The sequence below is a fragment of the Planktomarina temperata RCA23 genome, from assembly GCF_000738435.1.
Classification (GTDB): Bacteria; Pseudomonadota; Alphaproteobacteria; order Rhodobacterales; family Rhodobacteraceae; genus Planktomarina; species Planktomarina temperata.
The window spans coordinates 748,139-773,344 of the sequence record NZ_CP003984.1 but is presented as its reverse complement, the minus strand read 5'-3'; the positions used below and the strand labels follow the sequence as shown (position 1 = coordinate 773,344).

Here is a 25,206-nt window from a genome sequence, read left to right as displayed (position 1 = left end):
TAGAGGTTTTAGACCGACTAGCCTACCAAATCTACGACAGCCATAGATCCACTTTTTGACCTTTTGTTGAGAGGTGCGTGGAGTGACAGGGCAATATTCAAATGAATGAACCGTTTGTAATTTCAATAAGTTTCGAGCTGTTTAGGGGTGTTTGCAATGATGCCGATTGGGACATTTGTACGCGCTCCAGGAAGGCGATACCTTGCACATAATAATGACGGCGAACGCCACCTGGAACATATGGAATTTTCGGCGACCCGTGGTTGAAGCGTTGCTGGCTGACGGCAACCGGGTCACGGTTCTCGCGCCGTTGGATGATGCTGTGCGCGACCTTGAGCATCTCGGTTGCCATGTGCGTCCTCTGACGATGGGCGTGAAGGGTCTCAACCCTCTCGAGGATTTGAAACTTCAGTGCAGATTCAAACGGATATTTCGCGAGGAAGAGCCAGACGTTGTACTGAGCTATACAATCAAGAATAATGTTTTTGGCGCGCAGGCCGCGCGATCAGTGGGCGTGCCGTTTCTACCAAATGTGACTGGACTGGGCACTGCATTTTTGTCTAGCAAGCTACTGCAAACCATAACCGAGCAGTTGTACCGACGATCTTTCAGCACACTGACGACCGTATTTCTCCAAAACAAGGATGACCGTGACTTGTTTCTCAAGCGCTCTTTGGTTCGCCTAGATCAGGCCCAACTGCTGCCTGGCTCGGGCATTGATCTAGTCCGCTTTGCGCCCGCAGCGATGCTTCCCGTGGATCGCGCGCCTGTCTTCTTGATGATCGCCCGGCTTTTGCGCGATAAAGGTGTTCTGGAATTTATCGACGCAGCCAAGAAGATCAAGGCGCGCCATCCGAAAGCGCGGTTCCAACTTCTTGGAGCCGCTGGATCGGAAAATCGCAGCGCTATTGATCATGCAACGGTCGATGCTTGGGTAAAAGAAGGCGTGGTGGAATATCTTGGTACAACCAAGGACGTGCGCCCAGCGATTGCGGCAGCTTCGTGTGTGCTTCTGCCATCATACCGGGAGGGCGCACCGAGGACCCTTATTGAGGCGGCCGCAATGGCCCGCCCCGTGATCAGCACGAACGTTCCGGGATGTCGAGCTGTAGTCGACCATAATGTCTCAGGCTTTCTCTGCGATGTACGCAGTGCTGAGAGCCTCGCTGCCGCGATCGAGCGGTTTCTGTCGCTGTCGCCTGAGGCACAACAGGCCATGGGGCAATCCGGTCGGGCCAAAATGGAACAAAAATATGACCAGAGCATCGTGGTGGACGCTTACCGTGATGCAATTTCACGCATTGTGAGGCCCGGGAAGGTAAGTGTAAATGGATACGGTTTTCCTACTCATCTCAAAGCTGATCAGTACGCTTCTGCGTCCTGATATGTGGATTGTTATTGCGCTGGCCAATGTGGTTCTGGCGCTCATCACGCAGCGGCGGCGGCTGGCGCTTTGGGTCGGTGGGCTTACGCTTTTTGGGCTTGTGACGCTGGCAATCCTGCCGCTGGGCAACGTACTTCTCCAGCCTATTGAGCTGACCTACCCCGTAAACCCACCTCTGTCACAGGTCGATGGCATAATTGTGCTTGGTGGCGGTGAAAATGTCCGCGCCAGTACCTATTGGGGCCAGATGCAGTTTAACGAAGGCGGCGATTGCTTTGCCGCTAGTGTTGCACTCGCGCAGCGGTTTTCAGATGCACAGCTGCTGTTCACCGGCGGTAGCGGAGCGCTGCGCGACCTCGCCGGTGCCGCTGTTTCCGAAGCTTCCGTAGCAGAGCGCTTTTTTCTGGACCAAGGCATTGATCGGGACCGGCTCCTTTTGGAGGGCCTATCCCGCAACACAGCTGAAAACGCACGCCTAAGCCTGGCACTCGCCAACCCAAGTGCCGATGAGACCTGGGTGCTGGTCACAAGCGCTTTCCATATGCCGCGCGCTATACGGAGTTTCGAGGTCGCCGGATGGGGAGGCCTAATAGCCTGGCCCGTCGATTATCGCACATCGAAGTTTACAGATGGCATCGGCTGGGATCTCACGCGGAATTTGGAGGTCCTGAATACGGGGATCAGCGAGCAAGTTACACAATTGTCGTACAGGCCGACCGGGCGATGAGACAGCCCCCAATTCTGAACTTACTGCAGGTTGATGGGAGTAGTCTTTCAACCAACCCAGCACTTTCAGCTTCAATTGAAATTGCACATGACAGAATTGTCCGCTGCTTCACGAATTATAGATCAGGACACTTCGCAACCAATATTGGATTAAATTTCTCATCGAATCTGAAAGATCTGATGATTGCCATCAGAAAACAGGTTGGCATAAAGCGTTTCTGGGCTTAGAGCCTCAAACAGTCCGCAGCTGATCAGCCCCGACCGCCACGCGCGTCTGCCCACCCATGATCTCCATCAGCACCCAAACGCGCCGGTCCGGGGCAATGTCGTCGATTGTTGCGACAAAATCCGCGAATGGGCCGCTGGCAATGCGCACCTGATCACCGGGTTTCAACAGCTTTGGCGGCAGCAGCTTTCCAGCGCTATCACAACGCAGCATAAGCTGGCTTACGATATCCAATGGCACCATTGCAGGCTCATTACCGAAGCTAACCAGCCGCGTAATGCCGTATGTGGAATAGATCTTTCGCCAGAGCCCACCCGCGATGTCAAAGAACACGAACACATATCCAGGAAACATCGGCCGAAGGGTCGGGATAAACCGGCCCTTGCGATTTTGCGAGCCCTCCTCCATCGGCAGGAAAGTCCGAAACCCCTGCCGCCTTAGGTTGCGGTCAGCAATATGCGCGCAGTTTGGTTTGAGCTGCGCCAGGAACCAGCTCTCACCGCGGTCGTGATAGGTCATCGCGTCCCCCGTCTGTTGTTGCGACCTGATACCGCTCAAATCTGAGTAGACGCAAGTTAAAGTTCCTGAAGATATTTGAAGTCTTGGGAACCGACATATCTATCGAATTTTTTAGTGCTCTGATATTAAGAGATAATTACTACATTTCAATTTTACCCAATCGAAACAGTCTACTCATTTAGCAGTGTAACCTATGCTAAATAGTATTTGGGCACATCCTTTTTTATCAACTTCTATCCAACTGCTTTCAGATGAAGGCGGTTGGTGATGGTACAAATCTATACAGACCTTCATTGCATAAAATTCAGTTCAATTTTTTAGGCACACTTGAAAAACGGATCACACGAGGCGCCCCACAGGCAGTCCTCGTGCGGCAGCCTGACACAGAGCCCTTCAATTATGACCACACAACGCGACAAGCTGCGTGAAGATGTGCAGTTCAGGATTCTGCGTCTTTTGCAGGACAACCCCGAAATGAGTCAGCGCGAATTGGCCAAGGCCGTTTGCGTCAGTACCGGCGGTATTCATTATGTGCTCAACGCACTCTTAGATAAGGGACTTCTCAAGATGGAAAATGTCACCGCAGCCAAAGACAAGCGGCGCTATGCCTACGTGCTCACGCGCAGGGGCAAGGCCGCAAAGGCCGATCTGACCACGCGGTTTCTAATGCGGAAGATGGCTGACTACGAGCGTCTAAAGGCTGAAATCGACGAGGTTTGTGAGGACCTGTCGGACACGGAGATGGCCGAACTTGAGACCGTCTTGAAGGATTGCTGAAATGAAAAGTGACAACCCAAAAATCGAAAATGAGATTTCTATAAATGGCTAAAGGCGCCTCAAAAATGCGTGTCTTGATCACTGGGACGGCCGGGTTCATCGGATTCCATCTTACCAAGCTGCTACTGGCAGAAGGGATCGTCGTCTACGGCTTTGACGGGATAACCGATTACTATGATGTCGCCCTCAAGAAGCGGCGGCATCAGATGCTGCTGCAGAACCCTAACTTCGCCGCAACCGAAGGGATGCTGGAAGATAGGGCGCTGTTCGAACGTGTCGCCGATGAATTTGAGCCTGATGTAATCATCCACCTCGCGGCACAGGCCGGTGTGCGCTACAGCCTCGAAAACCCACGCGCTTATCTCGACGCCAATGTCATCGGCACTTTAAACGTTATGGAAGCAGCGCGCCGCCTGAATGTGCAGCACCTGCTGATGGCCTCGACCTCATCGGTTTATGGCGCGAACACCGAAATGCCATTCATCGAGACCGAAAAGGCAGACACGCAGCTGACAATCTACGCTGCAACCAAGAAGGCAAACGAGAGCATGGGCCATGCCTATGCCCATCTTTACGATCTGCCGACCACAATGTTTCGGTTTTTTACCGTTTACGGTCCTTGGGGACGTCCAGATCTAGCGCTCTACAAATTTGTGGATGCGATCCTCAATGGGCGCCCAATCGACATATACAACAACGGCGACATGCATCGCGACTTTACCTATGTCGACGATCTGGTGCGCGCGATAGGTCTCTTGATTGATGTGGCGCCCGTACGCCCGAAGGATGGCGTGGTGCCCGAGGGAGACAGCCTGTCACCCGTCGCCCCTTACCGGGTCGTGAATATCGGCAATTCCGACAAGGTGCGACTGTTGGATTTTATCGACGCAATCGAGGACTGTCTCAGGCAGAAGGCTGAGCGGAATTACATGGGCATGCAGACAGGCGACGTGCCTGCAACATGGGCGAATGCGGATCTCTTGAAAACCTTGACGGGGTATCAGCCACAGACAGATTTCCGCCACGGCATTGCGAAATTTGTGGATTGGTATCTCGACTATCACGGAGTGAAAAAATGACCCAGAAAAGAAACATTGCCGATTATAACTCTAGACTTTTCAACACGGGAAGAATTCGTCGCTTTTACCATATGGCCAGATTCGATTTTGTTGCCGATCTGATTAAAAGAAGGAAAATAAATGTTGAGCAATTCTTAGAGCTGGGATGTTTTGACGGTCGGCTTCTGCAGCACATACCGCAGCCAGATCATTATGTCGGTATAGATGCCAATGTGGAGGGTGGTCTCGATCTCGCAAAAAAAAACTATATCGATGATTCATCAAAGGTTTTCATTGAGTCACTTAGCCCGGAAAATCTGTTGACTTTTGAAAGTGATAGCTTTTCCGCGTTTGCCTCTCTCGAAACTTTTGAACATATCGATCCAGATCAATTAGATGCTTACTTGGACGAAGTGTCACGGGTTTTAAATGGCGATTTAATAATTACCGTTCCAAACGAAAAAGGCCCAGTACTCTTAGTGAAGAAATTGGTTAAGCGTATTATAGGAAGTAGGAGCGATCCTTATTCCCTGGCTGAACTCTTTTATGCTTCCATTGGACGGATGGAACGCGTTGCTCGACGCGAGCACAAAGGATTTGATTACAGCCGATTGGTAGATCAAATTGATCATAGGTTTGAATTAATTTCTGTTAAAGGGATTCCATTTCAATGGCTTCCACCAGTCTTAAACCTAACCGTAGCAATTCACGCTCGATCCCGCATAACATCGGTGGAATTAGATGGGTAAAAACATCGCCGTGATCGGCCTCGGCTACGTAGGCCTGCCGCTTGCGGTAGAGTTCGGTAAGAACCGGTCGGTAATTGGTTTTGATATCAATGCAAGCCGGATTGATGCACTGCGTTTGGGGCATGACGCGACGCTGGAGGTCGCCAATGACGAATTGGCTACAGCCGATCAGCTTGCATTCACCAGCGACCCCGCTGATCTGGCTGCTGCCTCAATCTACATCGTGACCGTGCCGACCCCGATAAATGCACACAAGCGCCCCGACCTGACCCCCTTGCTCAAAGCCTCAGAAATGCTGGGGTGCGTATTGAAGCATGGCGACATCGTCATTTATGAAAGTACGGTCTACCCAGGCGCGACCGAAGAAGACTGCGTGCCAGTTCTGGAGCGTGCGTCCGGCCTTACCTTCAACGTCGACTTCTTTGCAGGGTACTCACCCGAGCGGATCAACCCCGGCGACAAGGCGCACCGCCTGCCCGACATTTGCAAGGTGACGTCTGGCTCCACACCCGAGATCGCAGAAGAAGTCGATCAACTCTATGGCAGCATCATCACCGCCGGCACCTACAAAGCCGAGAGTATTGGCATTGCAGAGGCCGCCAAGGTGATCGAAAACACTCAACGCGACCTAAACATTGCGCTCGTGAATGAACTAGCGATGATCTTCAACAGGATGGGGATCGACACCAATGCGGTTCTGAAAGCGGCAGGCACAAAATGGAATTTCCTGCCGTTCCAGCCTGGGCTGGTCGGCGGGCACTGCATCGGGGTGGACCCGTATTACCTGACCCACAAGGCCGAGGCGATAGGCTATCACCCGCAGATCATCTTGGCCGGGCGGCGTATCAATGACGGGATGGGCGCGTATGTGGCCAGTCAGTTGGTCAAGGCCATGCTGAAACGCCGTCTTCAGGTGGATGGCGCGAGGGTGTTGATCCTCGGGCTGACGTTCAAGGAAAACTGCCCCGATCTGCGCAACACCCGCGTGATCGATGTGATTGCGGAACTGCGCGAGTATGGTGTGCACGTGGACGTGCATGACCCATGGGTCGATGCAGCAGATGTGCAGCAGGAGTACGGGCTGGCATTGGTCACGACCCCAGAACCCGCGGCATATGACGGCGTGATCCTAGCCGTGGCGCATGACAGTTATCGAGAGGCAGGCGCAGCCGCACTGCGCGGCTATGGTAGCCCTGGTCACGTGTTCTGTGACTTGAAGAGTGTTTTTGGGCGCGAAGAAAGCGATTTGCGGCTGTGAGGGACTTGTCGTCAATTGCCCGGGTTGAAGGGCCTAGCCTGACACTACGTCTGATACAGCCTGAGGACGCGGCCTATGTTCACAGCCTGCGGAACAATCCAGCATACAACACCCACCTGTCGACAGTAACCGGGACGGTTGATGATCAGCGGACCTGGATTGAGGGCTACAGGTCCCGGGAGGCCCAGGGGCAGGAATTCTACTACGTGATCGAGCGGAAAGATGGCACGCGCTGCGGACTTGTCCGACTTTACGATATCGAGGCGGAGAGCTTTACGTGGGGCAGCTGGATCTTGGACGAAAACAAACCGCGTAAGGCGGCGCTGGAAAGCGCCATTTTGATTTATGAGGTTGGTTTTGATGGGTTGGGATGTGATCACGCCGTTTTCGAAGTGCGCAATGATAACTCTCATACCCTGGCGTTTCATCGGAGGCTCGGCGCCCGTGAAATCGCTTCGGATGAACTTAACGTCTATTTCAACTACGAACAAAGTCAGTTCGCAGCGGACCAAACGCATTACCTCAAGAAACTGAGCGATAATTGATCGATGAATGAAGAATTTACAGCTAAAGGCAACGTTCAGATCATTGACCTGCCACAGATCCAGGACTCACGCGGCGATCTGACTTTTGTCGAAGGTGGCAATCATATCCCCTTCTATATCGCGCGGGTCTACTATCTCTATAATGTCCCCGTCGACGCCGAACGCGGTGGTCATGCCCATAGAGATCTGGAACAAGTTGTATTCGCACTGTCTGGCAGTTTTCGTGAGAACCGTGATGCCTGATCAAACTCGTGGAAGTCTCCTGCCAGTGAATGCTAACATTGCCAAAACCGCCACCATCGATCCACGAGTCGTTTTGGCCGGTGACGGAATCTTTGTGCGCGATCATGTACGACTAGATGCGGCATGCATCATTGGTGAGGGCGTGACAATTGGCCAGGGTGCCTGGGTCCGCGCTGGTGCCGTCGTCCTGCGGTCCGTGCCCGCCAATGCCATTGTCGAAGGCAATCCTGCGCAGATTGTAGGATACCGTAGTGGAGCCAATTCGGACATGCGACCCGATCCAAAACTAATCGACATTCACTGCCACAAGCACTTGGACCGACCGACGCGTGTCCCGCTGGATGTTAGCGACTGCGAGTTGTATCTAATGCGGCGCATCGCCGACGCTCGCGGTACATTGACCGTGGGCGAAGTGCCGACGGAGGTGCCATTCGTGCCTGAACGCTACTTCGCCGTGTTCGACGTGCCTACAGTAGAACTGCGCGGGGAGCATGCCCATAAGCAATGTCAACAATTTATGATATGCCTGCATGGGTCGTGTCGAGTACTTCTGGATGACGGGCAACAGCGCTGTGAAGTCATATTGGATCGCCCAGACATGGGGATATTCATGCCAGCGATGATCTGGGGCACACAGTATCTTTACAGCCCTGATGCAGTGCTGCTTGTTTTAGCTTCGCGTCCCTACGAGGCTGAAGATTATTTGCGCACTTATGACGAATTCCTTGCCGAACTGGGAAGGCGCAAGAAATGAAAATTCCCTTTCTTGATCTCGGGGCTGCATACCGTGAACTCAAGCCAGAAATTGACACAGCACTTTCGCGCGTCCTCGAAAGTGGCTGGTACATCCTTGGCCCAGAAGTCGAGGCGTTCGAAACTGAGTGGGCGGCGTATTGCCACGCGAAACACGCGGTGGGGCTCGCTAACGGTCTTGATGCTCTAGTTTTGGCTTTGCGCGCGCTGAATGTAGGGCCGGGCGATGAGGTGATCGTGCCCTCCAACACATATATCGCAACTTGGCTAGCGGTTTCCGCAGTTGGCGCTAAGCCAGTGCCAATCGAACCTAATCCAACAACCCACAACATTAACACTAAGCGTATCGCCGCAGCGATTACGCCACAGACCAAGGTGTTGTTGCCAGTGCATCTTTATGGCCAACCCGCCGACATGGATCCGATCCTCGACATCGCACAACGTCACGGGCTACGGGTGATCGAGGATGCTGCGCAGGCCCACGGCGCGCAATATAAGGGAAAGCGCATCGGAGCGCATGGCGATATTGTTTGCTGGAGCTTCTATCCGGGCAAAAACCTCGGGGCGCTCGGCGATGCAGGTGCCATAACAACGAATGACTCCGCATTGGCAGAGCGTGTTGCCCTTTTGCGCAATTATGGTTCCCGCCAGAAGTACGTAAACAAAGAGCCTGGCGTGAACTCACGCCTCGATCCCATCCAAGCTGCGGTCTTACGGGTTAAGTTGAGGGTTCTAGATGAGTGGACTGAACGTCGCCGTGCTTTGGCCTCGGACTATACATTGGGTTTGGCGGAAAGTGGCCTCATTTTGCCCCATGTACCTGATTGGGCAGAGCCGGCTTGGCACCTCTACGTGGTGCGCACGCCTGATCGTGATAGGCTGCAGGGTCGTCTGTCAGAAGCTGGCATCAGCACGCTGATCCATTATCCAATCCCACCGCATATGCAGAAGGCTTATGCTGACATGGAAATCATACCAGAGGCACTACCTCTGGCCCTCGACTTGGCCAGCGAAGTACTCAGCCTGCCTATCGGTCCGCAGCTGGGTTTAGACCGCGTGCAAGATATTGTTAATGCGCTCAAGAATGCTTGATCAGCATGTCTGATCTGTCGAGCTCCCGCAGCCTGATCAAATCGATGTTGGTCATTGGGTCGGCACAGGTGGTCAACATCCTGATTTCCATTGTCAGGATGAAAGTGCTGGCCGTTTTGCTTGGGCCCAGCGGCGTTGGCCTACTCAGCATTTACACTAGCCTGCGGGGGATGGTCACACAAACCACAGGCCTCGGCATGGAATCCAGCGGCGTTCGAGAAATCGCGTCCTCGCGTGGTGACGAGGCAACGCTCAGTCGCGTGCGTCGCGTCCTCTTTGCTGCGCACCTTATACAAGGGACATTGGCGATGATCGCCGTCTGGCTCCTGCACGAGCGCATCGCGATCTGGCTTTTTGGTGACGTTCTACGGGCGACAGAGGTCGGATTGATTGGGATTGCTATCCTCATTGGCCTGCTCGCTTCCGCACAAACGACTCTCTTGCAAGGACTGCGGAAGATTGGTGATCTGGGGCGTGTGACGGTGATTGGCGCCTTCGTCGGGACCCTCGTGGGCCTTGCAGCTGTCTGGCTTCAAGGTGAGCGCGGCCTCATTTGGTTTATCCTCGTGCAGCCACTGGCTGTAGTTTTAATTGCCCTGCACTACACACGTCACCTGCCCAAACCCATCGCTGCACGCCTGTCGCTTGTCGAGTTGTGGGAAGTCTGGAAACCCATGGCCAAGCTCGGTGCTGCCTTCATGCTCGGCGGGCTGGCGACGGCGGCGACGCTGTTGCTTGTGCGCGGCCTCATCTCTAAGGAGCTGGGGCTCGATGCCGCAGGGTATTTCGCAGCAGCCTGGGGCATTACCATGACTTATGTGGGCTTTCTGCTTGGTGCGATGGGGGCAGACTACTACCCTCGCCTGACCGAGGTCATCCACGACAAGGTTGCAGCGGTCCGGCTCATGAATGACCAGGCCCAGCTGGGCCTCGCCATCGGCGGTCCGGTCTTGTTGCTTCTTATAGGTCTGGCACCTTGGGTGATCACCCTTCTTTATTCCAGTGCATTTGAGCCAGCGGTTTCGCTTCTGCAGTGGCAAATGGTTGGTAATGTCTTCAAGCTCGCAAGTTGGGCCCTGGCATTTTCCATCATCGCCGCAGCGCGTGGCAAGACGTTTTTTCTCATGGAGCTGAGCTTTAACATCGTCTTTCTCAGCATGGTCCTCATCTTTCTGCCTCACGTCGGTTTGGAGGTGACGGCCTATGCCTTCGTGCTGGGTTACCTTGTCTATCTGACCATCGTCTATGTGCTGGCGCGCAACATTCACGGTTTCCGCTGGCAGACACTCTCTCTCGGCCTGCTGGGTCTGCATACGAGCCTTGGTGTTGCGCTGCTGGTACTGGCACTGATTGCCCCCTTTGCGGCGGCCGTGGCATCACCGCTTCTTGCTGCGGCGACGGGTCTATTCAGCCTTCGGGTCATACTAATTAAAACGGGCCCCGGGGGACGCCTCACCGCGCGCCTCACCCGCATCTACGAAGTCATTGGCTGGCCAATAGTACACAAAAACGAAACCAGATAACGAAAGCACTAAATGAAAGTTCTTCTGCTACACGAAATGAGTGGAGTACACACTGAACTCAAAAAAGGTCTCACAGCGATTGGCGTTGAAGCAAAAATCGCTACATTTGGAGATGGATGGAAACAGTATGGAACTGATATTGCGCTCGGAAATTTAAATGGCTTCGCTCGTGGATCTATCAGTAAGACAATTTGCCAACTACGGCTGGTACGACACCTAAGTAATTTTGACGTAATTCAATGTATTTCACCTACCCCTTTTTTTCGACCGTTAAACCGTATTCTCGTCGACCAAATGCAGCAATCAGGCGCTGATCTATTTTACATTGCAGCAGGATCAGACGCAGTCTATCGAAAGCATGTTCGAGACTTACCATACTACCCTCCACATGATTGGTATGAAAACGAACGCCAATATTCAGATTTAGATTATTTACTCAAGCAAACGCGTGCCATAATACCAGTCTGTTATGAATATGAATTCTGCATGAAAAGAGATGGCCGGAATCCACATAAAGTAATACCATTTCCCATCGACGTTTTAAATCACACGCAGTCGAAACTGGCCCAAAATCGAAGGATACGAATTTTTCATCCACTTAACAGGCTAAACCCAAGAAATGATTTTAAGGGATCCAAAATGATAAAGGACGTCTTTGACCGTCTTTCCTCAAAATTTCATGATGTGGCTGAATTTATCATAGCAGGTGGGCTACCACATCAAGAGTATGACGAACTAACAAATAGCGTGGACATAATTGTCGATCAGACAAATGGTATGAGCTACGGGATGAGTGCGGCTTTAGGTTTAGCAAAAGGTAAAGTCGTTCTTTCTGGGAATGAAAATATAACAAAAGTTTACAATCACTACCAAGATTGTCCAGTTATCAATATTACTCCAGATCCTAAATATCTTGAAAGACAACTAGAGGAGCTTCTTCTAAACAGAAGCTCAATACGTGAACTGGGTGAAAAATCACGTTTATTTGCGGAACAGCATCATGACCATAAGAAAGTTGCTCGCAAATATCTTGAAGCCTACGTAATGCAGAGCGGGCGATAGTGCTGCGACAGCTACTTTCATATGAGGGTGAATGATGCGCCAACCAAAAATTGATACTGTTATAAACATAACTCCCACACTAGGTTTTGGTGGCGTTAAAACACGCATAAAAAATATTGGCACTCAACTCTCACATTTCACACTTTGAACATCAGTTTTGCGCGATCGCAAGTGGTGGTGTCGCAGATGAACTGATTGCAGCTGAATTTACTGTGCATTTATTAAATATACAGTCAAAGATCCCGCCATTTACTGCGGTTTGGGCGTTGATAAGGGAGATGCGTACGCAACGCCCATCAATATCGCATTGACACGGCGCAAAAGCAAACTTTCACGGCCTTGTATCAGGAAAACATTCATGACCCGTATCCTATTCATCACTTGGGACGGTCCACAAAGTAGCTATCTTGAAGGGCTGTTTTGCTCCATCTTCAAGGGCCTTGCTGAACATGGGCATCATTTTCATGTCTTGCAGTTCACTTGGGCCAACACAGAGGCTGTTTTGCGTACTAAAGCAATCTGTGAGGCTGCTGGTATACCCTACCAATCCGCACTTATTTGGCGAAAAGTAGGGAGTGCAGGGCCTCTTTCTTCTGCCATTTTGGGACGCAGTCACATCTGGAATGCAATAAGAAATTGGAATATTGATACGTTAATGCCAAGAAGCCTGATGCCCGCATTAGCAGTGCTGGCGATGGGCTCTCGCAGGGGATTGAAATTGGTCTTTGATGCGGATGGTTTTGCCGCAGATGAACGTGTGGATTTCGGAGGGCTTTCTCCGAAAAGCGCCACTTACCGGATCTTGCGGGCGGTCGAGGCCCGCACCGCTAAAGTCGCCGATCAGGTCCTGGTCCGAACGCCTAGCGCCATCGAATTACTGGTTGATCGTTCAGGTGCTGACAGAGCAAAGTTTTATGTTGTCGGTAACGGTCGTGACCCAACACCCTACCTTCGTGACTGGCCACAGCGGACCGATAACGAGTTCCGACTTTGTTATGCGGGCTCGCTTGGTGGAAAGTACTACATCGACCAAATGATAGAAGTGGCCAAAGGCTTGCGTGCACATATACCCAACTTGGTGTTTTGTATCTTCACTAGTGACAAAACCAACCTTGACGTCGCCCTTGATCGATCTGGGGTCACCGAACGACACTGGATCCAAGTTTCGCGATTGCCTCCAGAGGAAATGCCAGCCGCCTTAATACAATGCGATCTTGCGCTAGCGCTGTTTCAGCGAGCCTTTTCGATGCAATTCGTTTTACCAATCAAGCTTGGAGAATACCTGTTGGCGGGTCTGCCGATAATAGGAACAGCAGGCGTTGGCCCGGTTGAGCCCTTGATTGAGGCAGGCGTTATGCTTCCGTTAAACGAAGACCTTTCCGAAGTTTGGCCCTGGGTACGAGACAATGTAATTTCTCAACAGATAGCAATTAGTAAGCGATCACATGCAATAGGCTTGGCTCATTTTTCTCTTCAGGCGTCGGTTGATAGCTATTTGGCCGCGTTAGAACAGAATACGGCATGAACCTCTCTCACATTTTATCTTTATAGTGCGATACCATATCTGAAAACTTGAGCTCATTAACAGCAGTTACTGAAAGGTGTAGTGAGGGCTTTTGGCTCATTTTTAAAAAAGAAAGAAGCAGGGTGTTCCATCTAACTAACCTTATACGCTCCTCACTGAAAGGTGATTTCGTTGGTCAAGTTACCAAAAAAATTTCCACCCACCTGTCCATCGGCCACCAACGATCACGTACCCACGGCCGAGGGCGGTATGGGGCTCAGCCATGGGCGGATTTCATGGCTGGTTTTGATGTTTGATGTTAGCGCTGCCGTGGAGTACGCATGAATATCCTACTTTTATCACGGTACACTCGTTTGGGTGCGTCCAGCCGGTTGCGCTCCATGCAGTATCTGCATGCACTGACACGAGAAGGTCTGCACGTTCAGGTCGCCCCCTTTTTCGATGATGCGTACCTAGAAGCACTTTATTCGAGAAAGGGAGCGCCCGGTTCAACGATGGGATATATGCTTCGACGCGTTAGGCACATGCGGCGCCACCCGGCGCCAGATTTGATCTGGCTCGAGAAAGAGGCTTTGCCCTGGATCCCTTGGCTCATCGAACGCGCACTGCTACCACGTGGGGTTCCAATCGTCAGCGATTATGACGACGCCATCTTTCATCGTTATGACCAACACCAGCGAGTAGCGGTCCGGGTGGCGCTCGGCCGTAAAATTGAAGGGGTAATGGCAGCCTCAAATCTCGTGATGGTAGGAAATCAATATCTTGCCGACCATGCGTGGCGTTCCGGTGCAAAACGCGTTGAGACAATACCCACCGTTGTAGACCTAGAAGCCTATGACGTTCACCCAGCCAAAAAAAGCAGTGATACAACTCGCATCGGCTGGATAGGAACCCCGCACACGTGGAAAGAATTAGCTCATCCCATTCACACCGTTTTGGAACCCTTGCTTAAGCAAAATCAGGCGCTATTCCGCGCGGTCGGCGCAGCCATGCAGCCTGAAACCGTTGGGTCACTAGAAATCCTACCTTGGACGGAAGACACCGAAGTTTCGCTGATCCAAAATATGGATATTGGCGTCATGCCACTGCCTGAAACGCCTTGGACGCGCGGCAAATGCGGTTACAAGTTGATCCAATACATGGCGTGCGGGTTGCCAGTTGTGGCATCGCCAGTAGGCGTCAACTGTGAGATCGTTGAACATGGCGTGAACGGCTTTCTCGCCGAAACTAATGAAGAGTGGCGCTCGGCCGTCGAGACCCTTCTATCGGATGCCGATCTCCGCCGTCGCATGGGAGCTGCCGGGCGCAAAAAAGTGGAAGACAGTTATTCTTTGCAAGTCTGGGGGCCGCGCGTGGCTCAGATGTTGCGCCAGGTCGCAGATGAGGGCCAGAAAGTCTGATGCTTTACCTTGGGCTGACCAGTTTTCTATTTCTCCTGCGCTTCGCGCTTGCAGGGCAAGGGACCGCGCGTAATCAGCTTTATTTTATTGTGCTGGCTTTGCTCTTTGTGTTCTCAGCATTTCGCTACCAAGTCGGATGTGATTGGAGTGGATATTATTATCAGTATCTGGGTGCCGCTGACTTCGATTGGTCATCTGTTACCAAAATTCGCGAACCGATCTGGTGGGCAATACTTGGCTGGATCAAGAGCATGGGTTTATCCTACCCCGTTGCCAACATCGCCTCCAGTACAGTTTTCTTTCTGGGTGTCCATGTTCTCGCTCAGCGGCAGCCTGATCCATTGGGGTTCTTGGTGCTGCTGTTTCCCATTCTGATTATCAACATGCCAATGTCTGGTATCCGCCAAGGTGCGGCAATCGGGCTTTTGTGTATTGCCTTCGTGGCATTCATCGATCGGCGTCCTTTGTGGTTTGCGTTTTGGGTAGTGTTGGCTGCAGGCTTCCATATTAGCGTACTGATTTTCATGTTGCTTCTGCCTGTGGCAACAGGGAGGTACACACGGAACCGCTTGCTGCTTGCCGCATTCCTTGCAATCCCAGGCGCGTTTGCCCTTGCATCAGGAGAAGCGGCAGAAGTTGCAACAAGCCGATACATCGGAACCGGTACTGACGCCGCGGGCGCAATATTTCGTGTTGGAGTACTCGGCTTGTCAGCCATGCATTTCTTTTTGTTTCTGCGCAAAAAATGGCTACAGACATGTCCAAAAGATTACAGCCTTACGAGCATTGGCGCGATTGGGATGGCGCTGGCATTTCTTCTCATTCCGGTTTCCACAGTGATCGGCGACAGGTTAGGTTACTATCTGATCCCCATCCAAGCGATGATCTTTGCGCGAATTCCAATTTTACCGATCCAGACTAATGCTAGGCTCCACGCCACTTTGCCGTATCTCGGACTGGCGCTGGTCTTCGCAGTTTGGTCGCAGCTTTCGTGGCATTTTAAGCAATGCTACATTCCCTATCAAAGCTGGATTTTTGGCTTTCCAGGTGGCGGCCCCTTTCAGTTCTAATATCCATCCGTTGCAACAGCAAAAGAGTATTGAATGATGAACGTCAAGAAGACTGACTTGGTAGGGGTATTGCTTATCGAGCCTGATCGTTTTGGCGATCATCGTGGTTTTTTTGCTGAAGCCTATAATCAACGACTATATGTTGGGCTTGGGATCCATGCCAACTTCGTGCAGGACAATCACTCACTTTCGGCATCCGTGGGTACGTTGCGGGGGCTGCATTTTCAGGTATCACCTCACGCTCAAGCCAAGTTGGTGCGCTGCGGGCGGGGAGCGATTTTTGATGTGGCTGTTGATATACGAAGGGGAAGTCCAACTTACGGGCAATGGACAGGCTGCAAGCTCAGCGCCGCAAATGGCGTACAGATGTTCATTCCAGCAGGCTTTGCGCACGGGTTCGTAACGCTCCAGCCCGACAGCGAAATTGTTTACAAATGCTCAGATTATTACGCACCAGAGACCGAAGGCGCGCTTCGCTGGGATGACCCAACCATTGGCATAATCTGGCCTTTGCAGGGTGATCCGATCCTTAGCAGCAAGGACGTTGTTGCACCTTCTCTGGTTGATCTAGACAGCCCGTTTATTTTTGAAGGGTAGCGGCATATGAAAATTCTTGTAACTGGTGGTGCGGGTTTTATCGGCTCAGCCGTGATCCGTTTGGCCATGTCCCACGGCCATGCGGTCGTCAACCTTGATGCGCTGACATATGCCGCTTGCCTCACGAATTTGGCATCTGTGGCAGACAGCTCGCTGTATGCGTTCGAGCAGGCTGATATTCGCGACCAGGCTGCACTGGACAAAGTTTTTTCCGTCCATCAACCCGACATCGTTATGCACTTGGCTGCGGAGTCGCATGTCGACCGGTCGATCGACAGTCCGGGATATTTCATCGAGACCAATATCACTGGGACCTTCAACATGCTGGAGGCTGCGCGCAAATACTGGGTCGAGTTTGGCAAGCCAGAAAACTTCCGCTTTCACCATATATCGACAGACGAAGTCTTCGGCTCGCTGCCCAGCGATCCTGCAGTACTGTTCACGGAGGACACGCCCTATGATCCACGCAGCCCCTATTCAGCATCAAAGGCCGCCTCTGACCATCTGGTGCGGGCGTGGCACGCGACATATGGCCTGCCTGTCGTACTCAGCAATTGTTCCAACAATTATGGACCCTATCACTTCCCTGAAAAGTTAATACCAGTGGTTATTTTAAACGCGCTCGCGGGGATCGCTCTGCCGATTTATGGCGATGGTAGCAATATCCGCGATTGGCTTTATGTCGAAGATCACGCGGATGCGCTGCTACTTGTCGCCACCAGGGGCGCGCTGGGACGCAGCTATAATATCGGCGGCGAAAACGAGCGCACCAACCTGCAACTGGTGCAAAACCTCTGCGCTATTCTCGACCGGTTGCGGCCACGTGAAGCGGGCAATTATGCCGATCTCATCACCTTTGTCACCGACCGGCCCGGCCATGACGCGCGCTACGCGATCAATCCCAGTCGCATCCGCGAGGAATTGGGCTGGCGGCCTTCGGTTACTATAGAAGAGGGGCTGGAGCTTACCGTGCGATGGTATCTGGAAAATGAGGACTGGTGGTCCCCGCTGCTGGCACGCAATGGCGTGGGAAAGCGGCTGGGGACGGACAAGAAAGTCGGACAGTGACAGACATTCTGGTTTTTGGCCGCACCGGCCAAGTGGCGACAAAGATTCAGGCATTGGGCGATGTTGTAACGCTGGGACGCGTTGACGTGGATCTATCTGATCCAGCAGCCTGCGCTGCCGCTATTCACGCCTACCGGCCCCGCGCAGTGATCAACGCTGCCGCCTACACGGCCGTGGACCGCGCCGAGAAAGAAGAGGCGCTGGCCACCACCATCAATGGTGCGGCACCCACCGCCATGGCGGGGGCCTGTGCGTCACTTAACATTCCCTTTGTGCATATCTCAACCGATTATGTCTTTGCAGGTAACTGCACACGCGCTTGGCTACCTGATGATATGACTGAACCGCAAAACGCTTATGGCCGGTCCAAACTGGCGGGCGAAGTAGGCATCCGAGCCTCAGGTTGCACGCACGCTATACTGCGCACATCTTGGGTGTTTTCTGCGCATGGCGACAATTTTGCCAAAACCATGCTGCGCCTGTCAGAAAGCCGCGACGAGCTCAGCGTTGTTGACGACCAGATAGGTGGGCCTACCCCCGCCCGCGAAATTGCCGCGGCTTGCCTGTCGATTGCGCAGCAGCTGTGCTGCAACCCCACCAAGACCGGAACCTATCATTTCAGCGGTGCGCCAGACGTTAGCTGGTGTACGTTCGCCCGTGAGATTTTTGCACAAGCGGGTCGGTCAACGCACGTTTCCCCAATCGCCACGCGGGATTATCCCACTACTGCCGCCCGACCACTGAATTCGCAGCTAGATTGCCAGACCACAGAACAGGTCTTTGGCATCTCCCGCCCCAATTGGCGTGGGAACTTCGCTGAGATTATCACAGATTTAGGGATCACCACATAACGTAATAAAAGTGTGACCTATGCTAATTAGTATTTCTTCATATCCATTATTGATCATCTTTTAACCAAATACCTTTAGATGAAGGCGCTTGGTCATAGTAAAATAAATTGTTGAGAAAACTTCTGGCTGTTCTGAATTGCACAGAATTTAAAACAGTTATTCAAGAACAGCTGAAAAAATATAAATAACCGGAATAAAACATGAGCAGTGAAGAAATCGCAGCCGTTGAAAAAAACGGCAATTATTGGCTCTCAGCGAGTAATACTGCTTATCATATTATTAATCCTAATGCTACAAGTCTAAAACCTATAGAAAGCGATGGTTATTATAGCCTCGCCAGGGGTGGCGACACATTTTATGTCTTAGATGCTAGTGGTAACAGTATTAAGTTGGATTTAAATGGTCGAACTATGTTCGACGACTTTACTGGAGTTGTTTCACAAGCTGGAAGTACCAATACATACACTCCAACTCATGTTGAGGAAAGTCCGTTTGTTTGGTATTGGGAAGATAAAATATTAGGACCTCATCCTGACGCAGCTTTTCTAGTTCTGGCTTCTAGGAATGATGTATCAGCAAGTTGGGATACTTCGTCCTTTCATAATAATAATATATGGGGATTTTTCTTCGACGAAACAGGCACCTATCAAGGACAAAGTGATGTTATAAAGCTTGCTTGGTTTCCAGACGCTCTCCAACGACCTGGATCACAATATGAATCACTCTTCGGCGATGATCTGAATAATGATGGGCTGATAACCCCAGGAGCAAGTCCTACTAACTTGCTTAACATCAGCGGCAACCAACATCACATCGATGATGGACATGGCGGCGAAAGCGTCATCTTAAAAAACGATAATGTTATAATAGGCCCAAACTCCAATGCTGGCTGGAGTGCTACCCAAGTTGAGAAAAATGGGGGCCACCTTGAAGTACTTTGGAAACATCCCACTGGTAACAAATATGATGTCTGGCAGGTTGATACGTCTGGTAACTTCGTCTCGAGTATTAAAACTAAGTTATGGGAAGATGAACTAAAGTTTAATCAAGATCTCAATGGAGATGGTGACACCGGTTTAGTAACAGTAGAAGCAATCGGTAATGCGCATCTCAAACATGGCGACAACACAATCAATGGCGCCCCACAATACTACATCGTTGACGGCAGTAATGACCCAATTGGCTTAACAAACGGAGGGCAAAAGGGTCCAACCTCCTATGCCGGCTGGAGTGCCACCCAAGTTATTGCGAGCGAGAGCGGCGGCTATGAGGTACTTTGGTCTCATACTGGAGGGAAACATGATGTGTGGAAGGTTGATACGTCAGGCAACTTCGAATCCAGTATTAAAGCTAACTTATGGGAAGATGAACTAAAGTTTGGCGTTGATATTAATTTGGATGGTATCGATAGTGGAAAAAAAAATAACATTTATGGCAGTGTTGGAAACGATACTTTCGATGGTGGAGCTGGAGATGATATTATAAATGGTAGAGAAGGGCATGATACGCTAATAGGTGGCGAAGGGAACGATTGGTTAAGTGGAGACGGTGGTTCAGGTTACGCTGGTAATGATATCCTATTTGGTAATGCTGGGAATGATGACCTTCGTGGCCGTGATGGCAATGATCAAATTGACGGTGGTACTGGCAATGATCAAATTGATGGTGGTACTGGCTCCGATACCATAATAACGGGCACTGGTTCGGATACAATCATCCTACGCATTGGTGACGGCGGCAACACATCATCAAACGCTGATATAATCACTGACTTCACAGACGGTAGCGACAACTTCGGACTTGATGATGGTTTGCTATTTTCGCAACTCGTGATCGTTCAAGGTTCTGGTGCTTATGCCAGTGATACTATCATTTCCAAAGGATCAGAGTACCTCGCAATCTTGCAAGGGATCGATGCAACCCTACTTTCAGATGCCGACTTTGAAACAGTAGATATCGCATAATAGAATGACAGAAAACTATCTGATCACTTCACTAAAACTCAAAACAAGTTTCATTTTCTTAGTGTGCGTTGCCCTAGTCGGCTGCATTGGTAACAACAATCCCACAGTGGAACCTTTCCAGCCAAGTTCTGTGCTCACGTACGATAAACCAATAGCTCTTGAAGCCAATTCGTCGGCCTTAGTTCAGGCCATTGTCAGCAATCCTGCTGTCTCCAGAGCCTTAACTTCAGCGGCAGTGGCAAAAGAGCGTGTGCCGATTACCCGATCACAAAAAAAGATGACGATGAGTGCCAGTGGTTCCTCTGGTTTTGAAGCTGACACAGATGATGGTTCTGAGGGAGTATTAATCGTTGGTGTTACAGCTCAAAAGCTTCTCAATGATAACGGCAAAACAGATCGTGCAATTTACCTCAGCGAGTTACTTGCTGAAACAGCCAAATTGGAAAGCCAGATTGCTTTTGATCAGGCATTACAACAAATCTTGGACGCCTATATTGCTCGAAGCACAGCTTTAGAAGTTGATCGCATCATTACGTACTACGTGGCTTTGTTTAACGAACGCGAAGACTTGGTCCAAACCGCAGTTGATGCAGGTGTCCTATCAAATTCAGATTACCTTGAACTACAATCTTTGAAAAATGAAATTCTCTCAGAACAAGCTCAATCTGTGTTTCAGTCAAATACGTCTGCCAGCTTTCTGAGAACTTCCCTAGGTAGTAATTATGACGCGGCAGTGGCTGAACTCGTAAACCGTTATACAGCAACAAGTGGTTCCAAGTTATCGACAGAAAATTCCAATCAGATCACTCTTCTAGGGTTGAAGAAATCACAAATTCAGACTGAAATTGAACTTCAAAAATTGTCCAATACGCTGACTACCAATTGGCAATCTACGGTTAGCAGCCCAAAATCACGTGGGGCGGGTAGCACCCTGTTTGCTGGTATCACTATGAGTTTGCCGATTAACGATGGTGACAGGTCTTTGGCAACAATAGCGGCATTGCAAAAAGAGTTTGAGGTGAATGCCTTGGAGGTTTCGACATATGAGCAAGAGGTAACCCTTGCTCAGCAGGGCCTTGATAATTTCTTTGTATATTATGAGGACCAGAAAATCCTTCTAAATGAGCGAAAGCGCATTGCTGAAGACCGTGTTGTTGAACTTGAGTTGAAGCTAAAAACGGGGAGAGCAGGAGTAAGCGCGCTTGCAAAAGAGTTTCTGGCTCTTGCTCGGACTGAAATGGCTATTGAGCGACTTGATTTCGATCGTAAGTCGCAGACGTTATCTGCTCTGAGTGTGACGGGGCAGACTTGCGAACTGGTTCGCCTTTGCGATGCTATTGGCAATGGGAATTCTAGATGACGGCGGTTGAAGCTACCGAATTAGATGCTCCAACCAATGTGCGTGACGCTTTTGTTGTTCACGCCTTATTGCAACGTCTGGGATCAAAAAACACTTACAACGAAGTGAAAGAGGCTGTTTCATCCAGCCCGCGGGAAGCCACGATAGCGTGGGCCAGTGACGCGATAAGTGGCTTTGGGTTCATTTGTAATTCTGGAAGCGCGAAAGTTTCTGAGATTTCTGCTGGGTTATGCCCAGCACTCTTGCTGGGCAAGGAGGGTTACCTCGCCATTTTAGAAAATGTGCGTGGTGATGACTTTACAATATTCGACGGAAAGACACGCAAAAAGCGCAAGCTGAATAAAGCAGAGTTCAAGCAGTGGTATTCTGGACAACTTGTATACGCCCAGCCTGAACTTGAAGGGCACAAGACGGTAAAAGCGCGGCTGAAAGCTCTCAGTCCATTGAAGACATTGGGAACGGCACGGTTCTCTTGGATTGCGATCGCAGCGTTGCTTTCAAATATCTTAGGCTTGTCTACCTCACTTTTTGTGATGGTGGTTTACGACAGAGTTTTACCTAACCAAGCGACACAATCGCTTTATGCTCTGGCCATTGGGGTAGGTTTTGCTGTCCTGTTTGATACGCTTCTGAAGGGCGCACGCAGCCGTATTGTGGAGCGTGCATCTGTGGGTGCTGATATTGCCGTGAATGAAGACATATTTGAGCAGTTTATCGAAGTTTCCAATACCAAAGACCGTAAGTCCGTTGGTGAGCTAGCCTCAGTTATGCGTGACTTTGAAGTTTATCGAGACTTTATGAGTTCAGCCACAATCCTGACTTTGATTGATTTGCCCTTCGTTCTTGTTTTTGTGCTTGTGATCTACATCATTGGGGGACCTTTGTTCCTCATTCCATTGATATGTATTCCTGTCATTTTGATCCTAATATTAGCGGTTCAGCCATTACTGGTTCGTAATTCAGCTGCTGTTTCAGCATCCGCACAATCGCGCCAAAGTTTACTTGTTGAGGTCTTGGGGGGCTTGGACGCGCTTCGGGTCAACGGTGCTTTTGCGCTGATGAAACGAAAGTTCCTTACGCAATCCAACTTTTATGCGAAGGCATCTCATCAGGCTAAAAGCTACGCTCAAATTAATGGAAACACGATCACGATAATCCAACAAATATCCCAAGTTGCGATCATTGTTTATGGATTCCATTTGTTTGCTGACCAAGTGATTACAATGGGTGCCATCATTGCGACCGTCATCCTATCTGGTCGGGCACTTGGACCGCTTGCAAAAGTTGGGCAAACGCTTGGACGGGCGAATGCTGCATTTGTAGCACGGGGTAATTTGAAGAGGTTTTTGTCTGCGGCGCGCACACACAGTGGTGGGAGTGCGCCTGCAATCAGGAACACACAGGATGTTGCAGTTGAAATAAGCAGTGCAACTCTGCGCTTGTCGGAAATGGGCCGCCCACTGCTCAACGGTCTTAACCTTTCTATTAAGAAAGGTGAAAAAGTTGCAATTGTAGGGCGTACAGGCTCTGGAAAGACGTCTTTAGTTAAGATGATTGTTGGGCTGCTAAAGCCTGAGAGTGGTTCGGTCACAATCAACGGCTCAGATATAAGGCAATATCCACGTGCTGATCTGTTCAGAGCAATTGGGACGGTATTCCAAGAGCCTTGGCTGTTTGCAGGGTCATTGCGTGATAACGTTGGTTTAGGCCAAGATGATTGCTCTGAAGAGCATATTTTAGAATGTTTAAAAGCAGCTGGTGCTGACTTTGTTGGGGATGGAACAACGGCTGCTCTGGAATTTGCCATTCAAGACCAAGGCAGCAATTTGTCGGGCGGTCAAAAGCAAGCGGTTATGATGGCCCGTGCACTTGCATTTAAGCCAGCTCTTTTGCTGTTTGATGAACCTACGAGTGCGATGGATGGCTTGACTGAGAGCAATGTAATCAAACATTTGTCAGAGCATTTAGACGATCGAACGCTTGTTATTGTTACCCATAAAATGCCTGTCGTGGCTATGTGTGACCGTGTCATTGTTATGGATCAGGGTAAGATTGTTGGTGATGGCACGAAGGACGCGTATTTTGAGCTTCTGAAAAAACAATCAGAGAAGAAGAACTAAGATGCGTCTCTCTCAAAACAACACGTCCAGTGGTCGTGAATACCTTCTGATTACGTTGGTCACTACCATTTTTGCAGTGTTCATAGTGTGGGCCAATTACACTCAATTGGATTTGGTGACGCGCGGCAGTGGTCGCGTCATAGCTGATGGCCAAAATAAGAACGTACAGTCCCCTGAGCGCGGGACAATAGCCACCTACGTGGTCGAAGAGGGCAGTTCGGTCACTGCAGGGCAAATTATTGCGACCATCAGCCCAATCGAAGCTGAGGGCGTCTTAGAGGAGCTGGAAGCTCGCCTAAGCAATCTGAGACTAAAGATGATCCGTTTGGATGCTGAATTGAATGGGAACTCCATTGCCAGCGTTCGCGGCAAGGCTACTGATTATTCAGATGCTCTTTTAGATGCTGAGATTGAACTTATGGCATCTCGGCGCGAAAGCCTGAACGCAGAATTGAAGAATTTGAAACAAGACAAACAACGCAAGGGTAAAGCTCTACTTAGCCTAAAGGCCGAAATTGATGGCCAACGTGTACTTCAAACGCTTTTGAGCAAGGAAATGCTTGAGGTATTACCATTGGTCGATGCTGGGGTCTTGGGAAGCTCGGAACGCTTCAGGCTTGAGCGAGAAGAAGCATCAATCCGAACACAGCTTCAGGTTCTTTCAGAGAGGGTTGCTCAGACTGAGTTGGAGATTGAGCAGATTGATAGCCAGCTAGGCGCTGTCCAAATTAATTATAACACTGAAATTTATCAGGAGCGATCTCAAGTTACTGGTGAAATTGCTGAGCTGGAAGTACGTCTTCCTGCTATCCGCCAACGCCTTAATGAAACTGAAATCCGCTCTCCGATTGATGGCATTGTAAATCGCGTATTTTTTAACTCTGTGGGAGCTGTAGTTTCCAGTGGGGAAGTGGTTGCTGAAATTGTTCCAACAGGGGGGCAACTGCTTATTGAAGCTTTCGTTGATCCAAAGGACATAGCTACAATTGAACCAGGCCAAGCTGCCAAGATTAGTCTCACTGCCTATGATCCATCCAAATACGGGTTTTTACTTGGAACACTTACCAAAGTGTCAGCAGATACGGTGTTTCGTGAGGAAACTAAGTCATCAGCTTACTCAGTTAATGTTTCTATTGATACGGAAATTTATGAGAGTGAAGATATGCCAGTTTCAATCGTTCCTGGCATGATTGCACAAGTTGATATTATTCGTGGAGAGCGCACGATACTTGAATATTTTTGGCAACCGATAGCAAAGATGAAAGACACAGCGTTTCGTGAATAAGCCCTTTTTACCCAAGTGTATTTTAAATCTGACCTACGCCTTTGATCCCTA

General features: G+C 50.4%; 23 protein-coding genes. 22 read left to right on the top strand and 1 reads right to left on the bottom strand.

Translation table 11 applies throughout. The features are described 5' to 3' along the window. Positions 1–214: 214 nt before the first annotated feature. A complete protein-coding gene (locus RCA23_RS03705; RefSeq protein ID WP_081870882.1) occupies positions 215–1,384 on the top strand; it encodes a glycosyltransferase family 4 protein in 1,170 nt (389 codons plus the stop codon). After that, complete coding sequence (locus RCA23_RS03700) at positions 1,329–2,111, top strand: ElyC/SanA/YdcF family protein (RefSeq protein WP_044049157.1); 783 nt, start codon at positions 1,329–1,331, stop codon at positions 2,109–2,111. The genes RCA23_RS03705 and RCA23_RS03700 overlap by 56 nt, the downstream gene beginning before the upstream one ends. A 231-nt stretch (positions 2,112–2,342) precedes the next feature. Here RCA23_RS03700 and nusG read toward each other — a convergent pair whose 3' ends face one another. After that, a complete protein-coding gene (nusG, locus tag RCA23_RS03695; protein WP_044049156.1) occupies positions 2,343–2,855 on the bottom strand; it encodes a transcription termination/antitermination protein NusG in 513 nt (170 codons plus the stop codon). 399 nt (positions 2,856–3,254) lie between these two features. Here nusG and RCA23_RS03690 point away from each other — a divergent pair, with 399 nt between their 5' ends. The 20 genes from RCA23_RS03690 (at position 3,255) to RCA23_RS03595 (ending at position 25,155) form a co-directional block, all read left to right on the top strand. Beyond that, positions 3,255–3,632, top strand: a complete 378-nt coding sequence (locus RCA23_RS03690) for a MarR family EPS-associated transcriptional regulator (RefSeq protein ID WP_044049155.1) — start codon at positions 3,255–3,257, stop codon at positions 3,630–3,632. A gap of 65 nt (positions 3,633–3,697) precedes the next feature. Continuing rightward, entirely contained in the window at positions 3,698–4,711 is a 1,014-nt protein-coding gene (locus RCA23_RS03685) for an NAD-dependent epimerase/dehydratase family protein (RefSeq protein ID WP_044051250.1), read from the top strand. After that, positions 4,708–5,439: a class I SAM-dependent methyltransferase gene (locus RCA23_RS03680; protein WP_044049154.1), complete on the top strand. Its 732-nt coding sequence runs from the start codon at positions 4,708–4,710 to the stop codon at positions 5,437–5,439. The genes RCA23_RS03685 and RCA23_RS03680 overlap by 4 nt, the downstream gene beginning before the upstream one ends. After that, positions 5,432–6,697, top strand: a complete 1,266-nt coding sequence (gene tviB, locus RCA23_RS03675; RefSeq protein ID WP_044049153.1) for a Vi polysaccharide biosynthesis UDP-N-acetylglucosamine C-6 dehydrogenase TviB — start codon at positions 5,432–5,434, stop codon at positions 6,695–6,697. The genes RCA23_RS03680 and tviB overlap by 8 nt, the downstream gene beginning before the upstream one ends. 5 nt (positions 6,698–6,702) lie before the next feature. Next, positions 6,703–7,242 (top strand): GNAT family N-acetyltransferase, encoded by a 540-nt coding sequence (locus RCA23_RS03670; protein WP_236631388.1) that lies wholly within the window; start codon positions 6,703–6,705, stop codon positions 7,240–7,242. 3 nt (positions 7,243–7,245) lie between these two features. Continuing rightward, complete coding sequence (locus RCA23_RS03665) at positions 7,246–7,485, top strand: WxcM-like domain-containing protein (protein ID WP_081870880.1); 240 nt, start codon at positions 7,246–7,248, stop codon at positions 7,483–7,485. Further along, positions 7,478–8,239, top strand: coding sequence for a WxcM-like domain-containing protein (locus tag RCA23_RS16645; protein WP_201770474.1), 762 nt, complete (start codon positions 7,478–7,480; stop codon positions 8,237–8,239). The genes RCA23_RS03665 and RCA23_RS16645 overlap by 8 nt, the downstream gene beginning before the upstream one ends. Then, entirely contained in the window at positions 8,236–9,330 is a 1,095-nt protein-coding gene (locus RCA23_RS03655; RefSeq protein WP_044049152.1) for a DegT/DnrJ/EryC1/StrS family aminotransferase, read from the top strand. The genes RCA23_RS16645 and RCA23_RS03655 overlap by 4 nt, the downstream gene beginning before the upstream one ends. 5 nt (positions 9,331–9,335) lie before the next feature. Continuing rightward, positions 9,336–10,853 carry an O-antigen translocase gene (locus RCA23_RS03650; protein ID WP_044049151.1) on the top strand — a complete coding sequence of 506 codons (1,518 nt, stop codon included), beginning with the start codon at positions 9,336–9,338 and terminating at the stop codon, positions 10,851–10,853. 12 nt (positions 10,854–10,865) lie between these two features. Further along, on the top strand, positions 10,866–11,915 hold the full coding sequence (locus tag RCA23_RS16390; protein WP_169701320.1) for a glycosyltransferase family protein: 1,050 nt from the start codon (positions 10,866–10,868) through the stop codon (positions 11,913–11,915). A gap of 358 nt (positions 11,916–12,273) precedes the next feature. Then, the gene (locus RCA23_RS03640; RefSeq protein ID WP_044049149.1) at positions 12,274–13,440 is read left to right on the top strand and encodes a glycosyltransferase; all 1,167 of its coding nucleotides are present in this window, start codon (positions 12,274–12,276) and stop codon (positions 13,438–13,440) included. A gap of 320 nt (positions 13,441–13,760) precedes the next feature. Continuing rightward, a complete protein-coding gene (locus RCA23_RS03635; RefSeq protein ID WP_044049148.1) occupies positions 13,761–14,840 on the top strand; it encodes a glycosyltransferase family 4 protein in 1,080 nt (359 codons plus the stop codon). Then, positions 14,840–15,910 carry an EpsG family protein gene (locus tag RCA23_RS03630; protein WP_044049147.1) on the top strand — a complete coding sequence of 357 codons (1,071 nt, stop codon included), beginning with the start codon at positions 14,840–14,842 and terminating at the stop codon, positions 15,908–15,910. Before RCA23_RS03635 ends, RCA23_RS03630 begins: the two co-directional genes overlap by 1 nt. Before the next feature lie 36 nt (positions 15,911–15,946). Continuing rightward, positions 15,947–16,507 carry a dTDP-4-dehydrorhamnose 3,5-epimerase gene (gene rfbC / locus RCA23_RS03625; RefSeq protein ID WP_044051246.1) on the top strand — a complete coding sequence of 187 codons (561 nt, stop codon included), beginning with the start codon at positions 15,947–15,949 and terminating at the stop codon, positions 16,505–16,507. Positions 16,508–16,513: 6 nt separating this feature from the next. Beyond that, positions 16,514–17,575: a dTDP-glucose 4,6-dehydratase gene (rfbB, locus tag RCA23_RS03620; RefSeq protein ID WP_044049146.1), complete on the top strand. Its 1,062-nt coding sequence runs from the start codon at positions 16,514–16,516 to the stop codon at positions 17,573–17,575. Then, positions 17,572–18,426 (top strand): dTDP-4-dehydrorhamnose reductase, encoded by an 855-nt coding sequence (gene rfbD / locus RCA23_RS03615; protein WP_044049145.1) that lies wholly within the window; start codon positions 17,572–17,574, stop codon positions 18,424–18,426. The genes rfbB and rfbD overlap by 4 nt, the downstream gene beginning before the upstream one ends. Before the next feature lie 200 nt (positions 18,427–18,626). After that, positions 18,627–20,390, top strand: a complete 1,764-nt coding sequence (locus tag RCA23_RS15910; RefSeq protein WP_052377008.1) for a hypothetical protein — start codon at positions 18,627–18,629, stop codon at positions 20,388–20,390. Between the two features lie 4 nt (positions 20,391–20,394). Next, positions 20,395–21,750, top strand: a complete 1,356-nt coding sequence (locus RCA23_RS03605; protein WP_044049144.1) for a TolC family protein — start codon at positions 20,395–20,397, stop codon at positions 21,748–21,750. Next, positions 21,747–23,870, top strand: a complete 2,124-nt coding sequence (locus tag RCA23_RS03600) for a peptidase domain-containing ABC transporter (protein ID WP_052377007.1) — start codon at positions 21,747–21,749, stop codon at positions 23,868–23,870. Before RCA23_RS03605 ends, RCA23_RS03600 begins: the two co-directional genes overlap by 4 nt. 1 nt (position 23,871) lies before the next feature. Continuing rightward, a complete protein-coding gene (locus RCA23_RS03595; protein ID WP_044049143.1) occupies positions 23,872–25,155 on the top strand; it encodes an HlyD family type I secretion periplasmic adaptor subunit in 1,284 nt (427 codons plus the stop codon). Positions 25,156–25,206 lie beyond the last annotated feature (51 nt).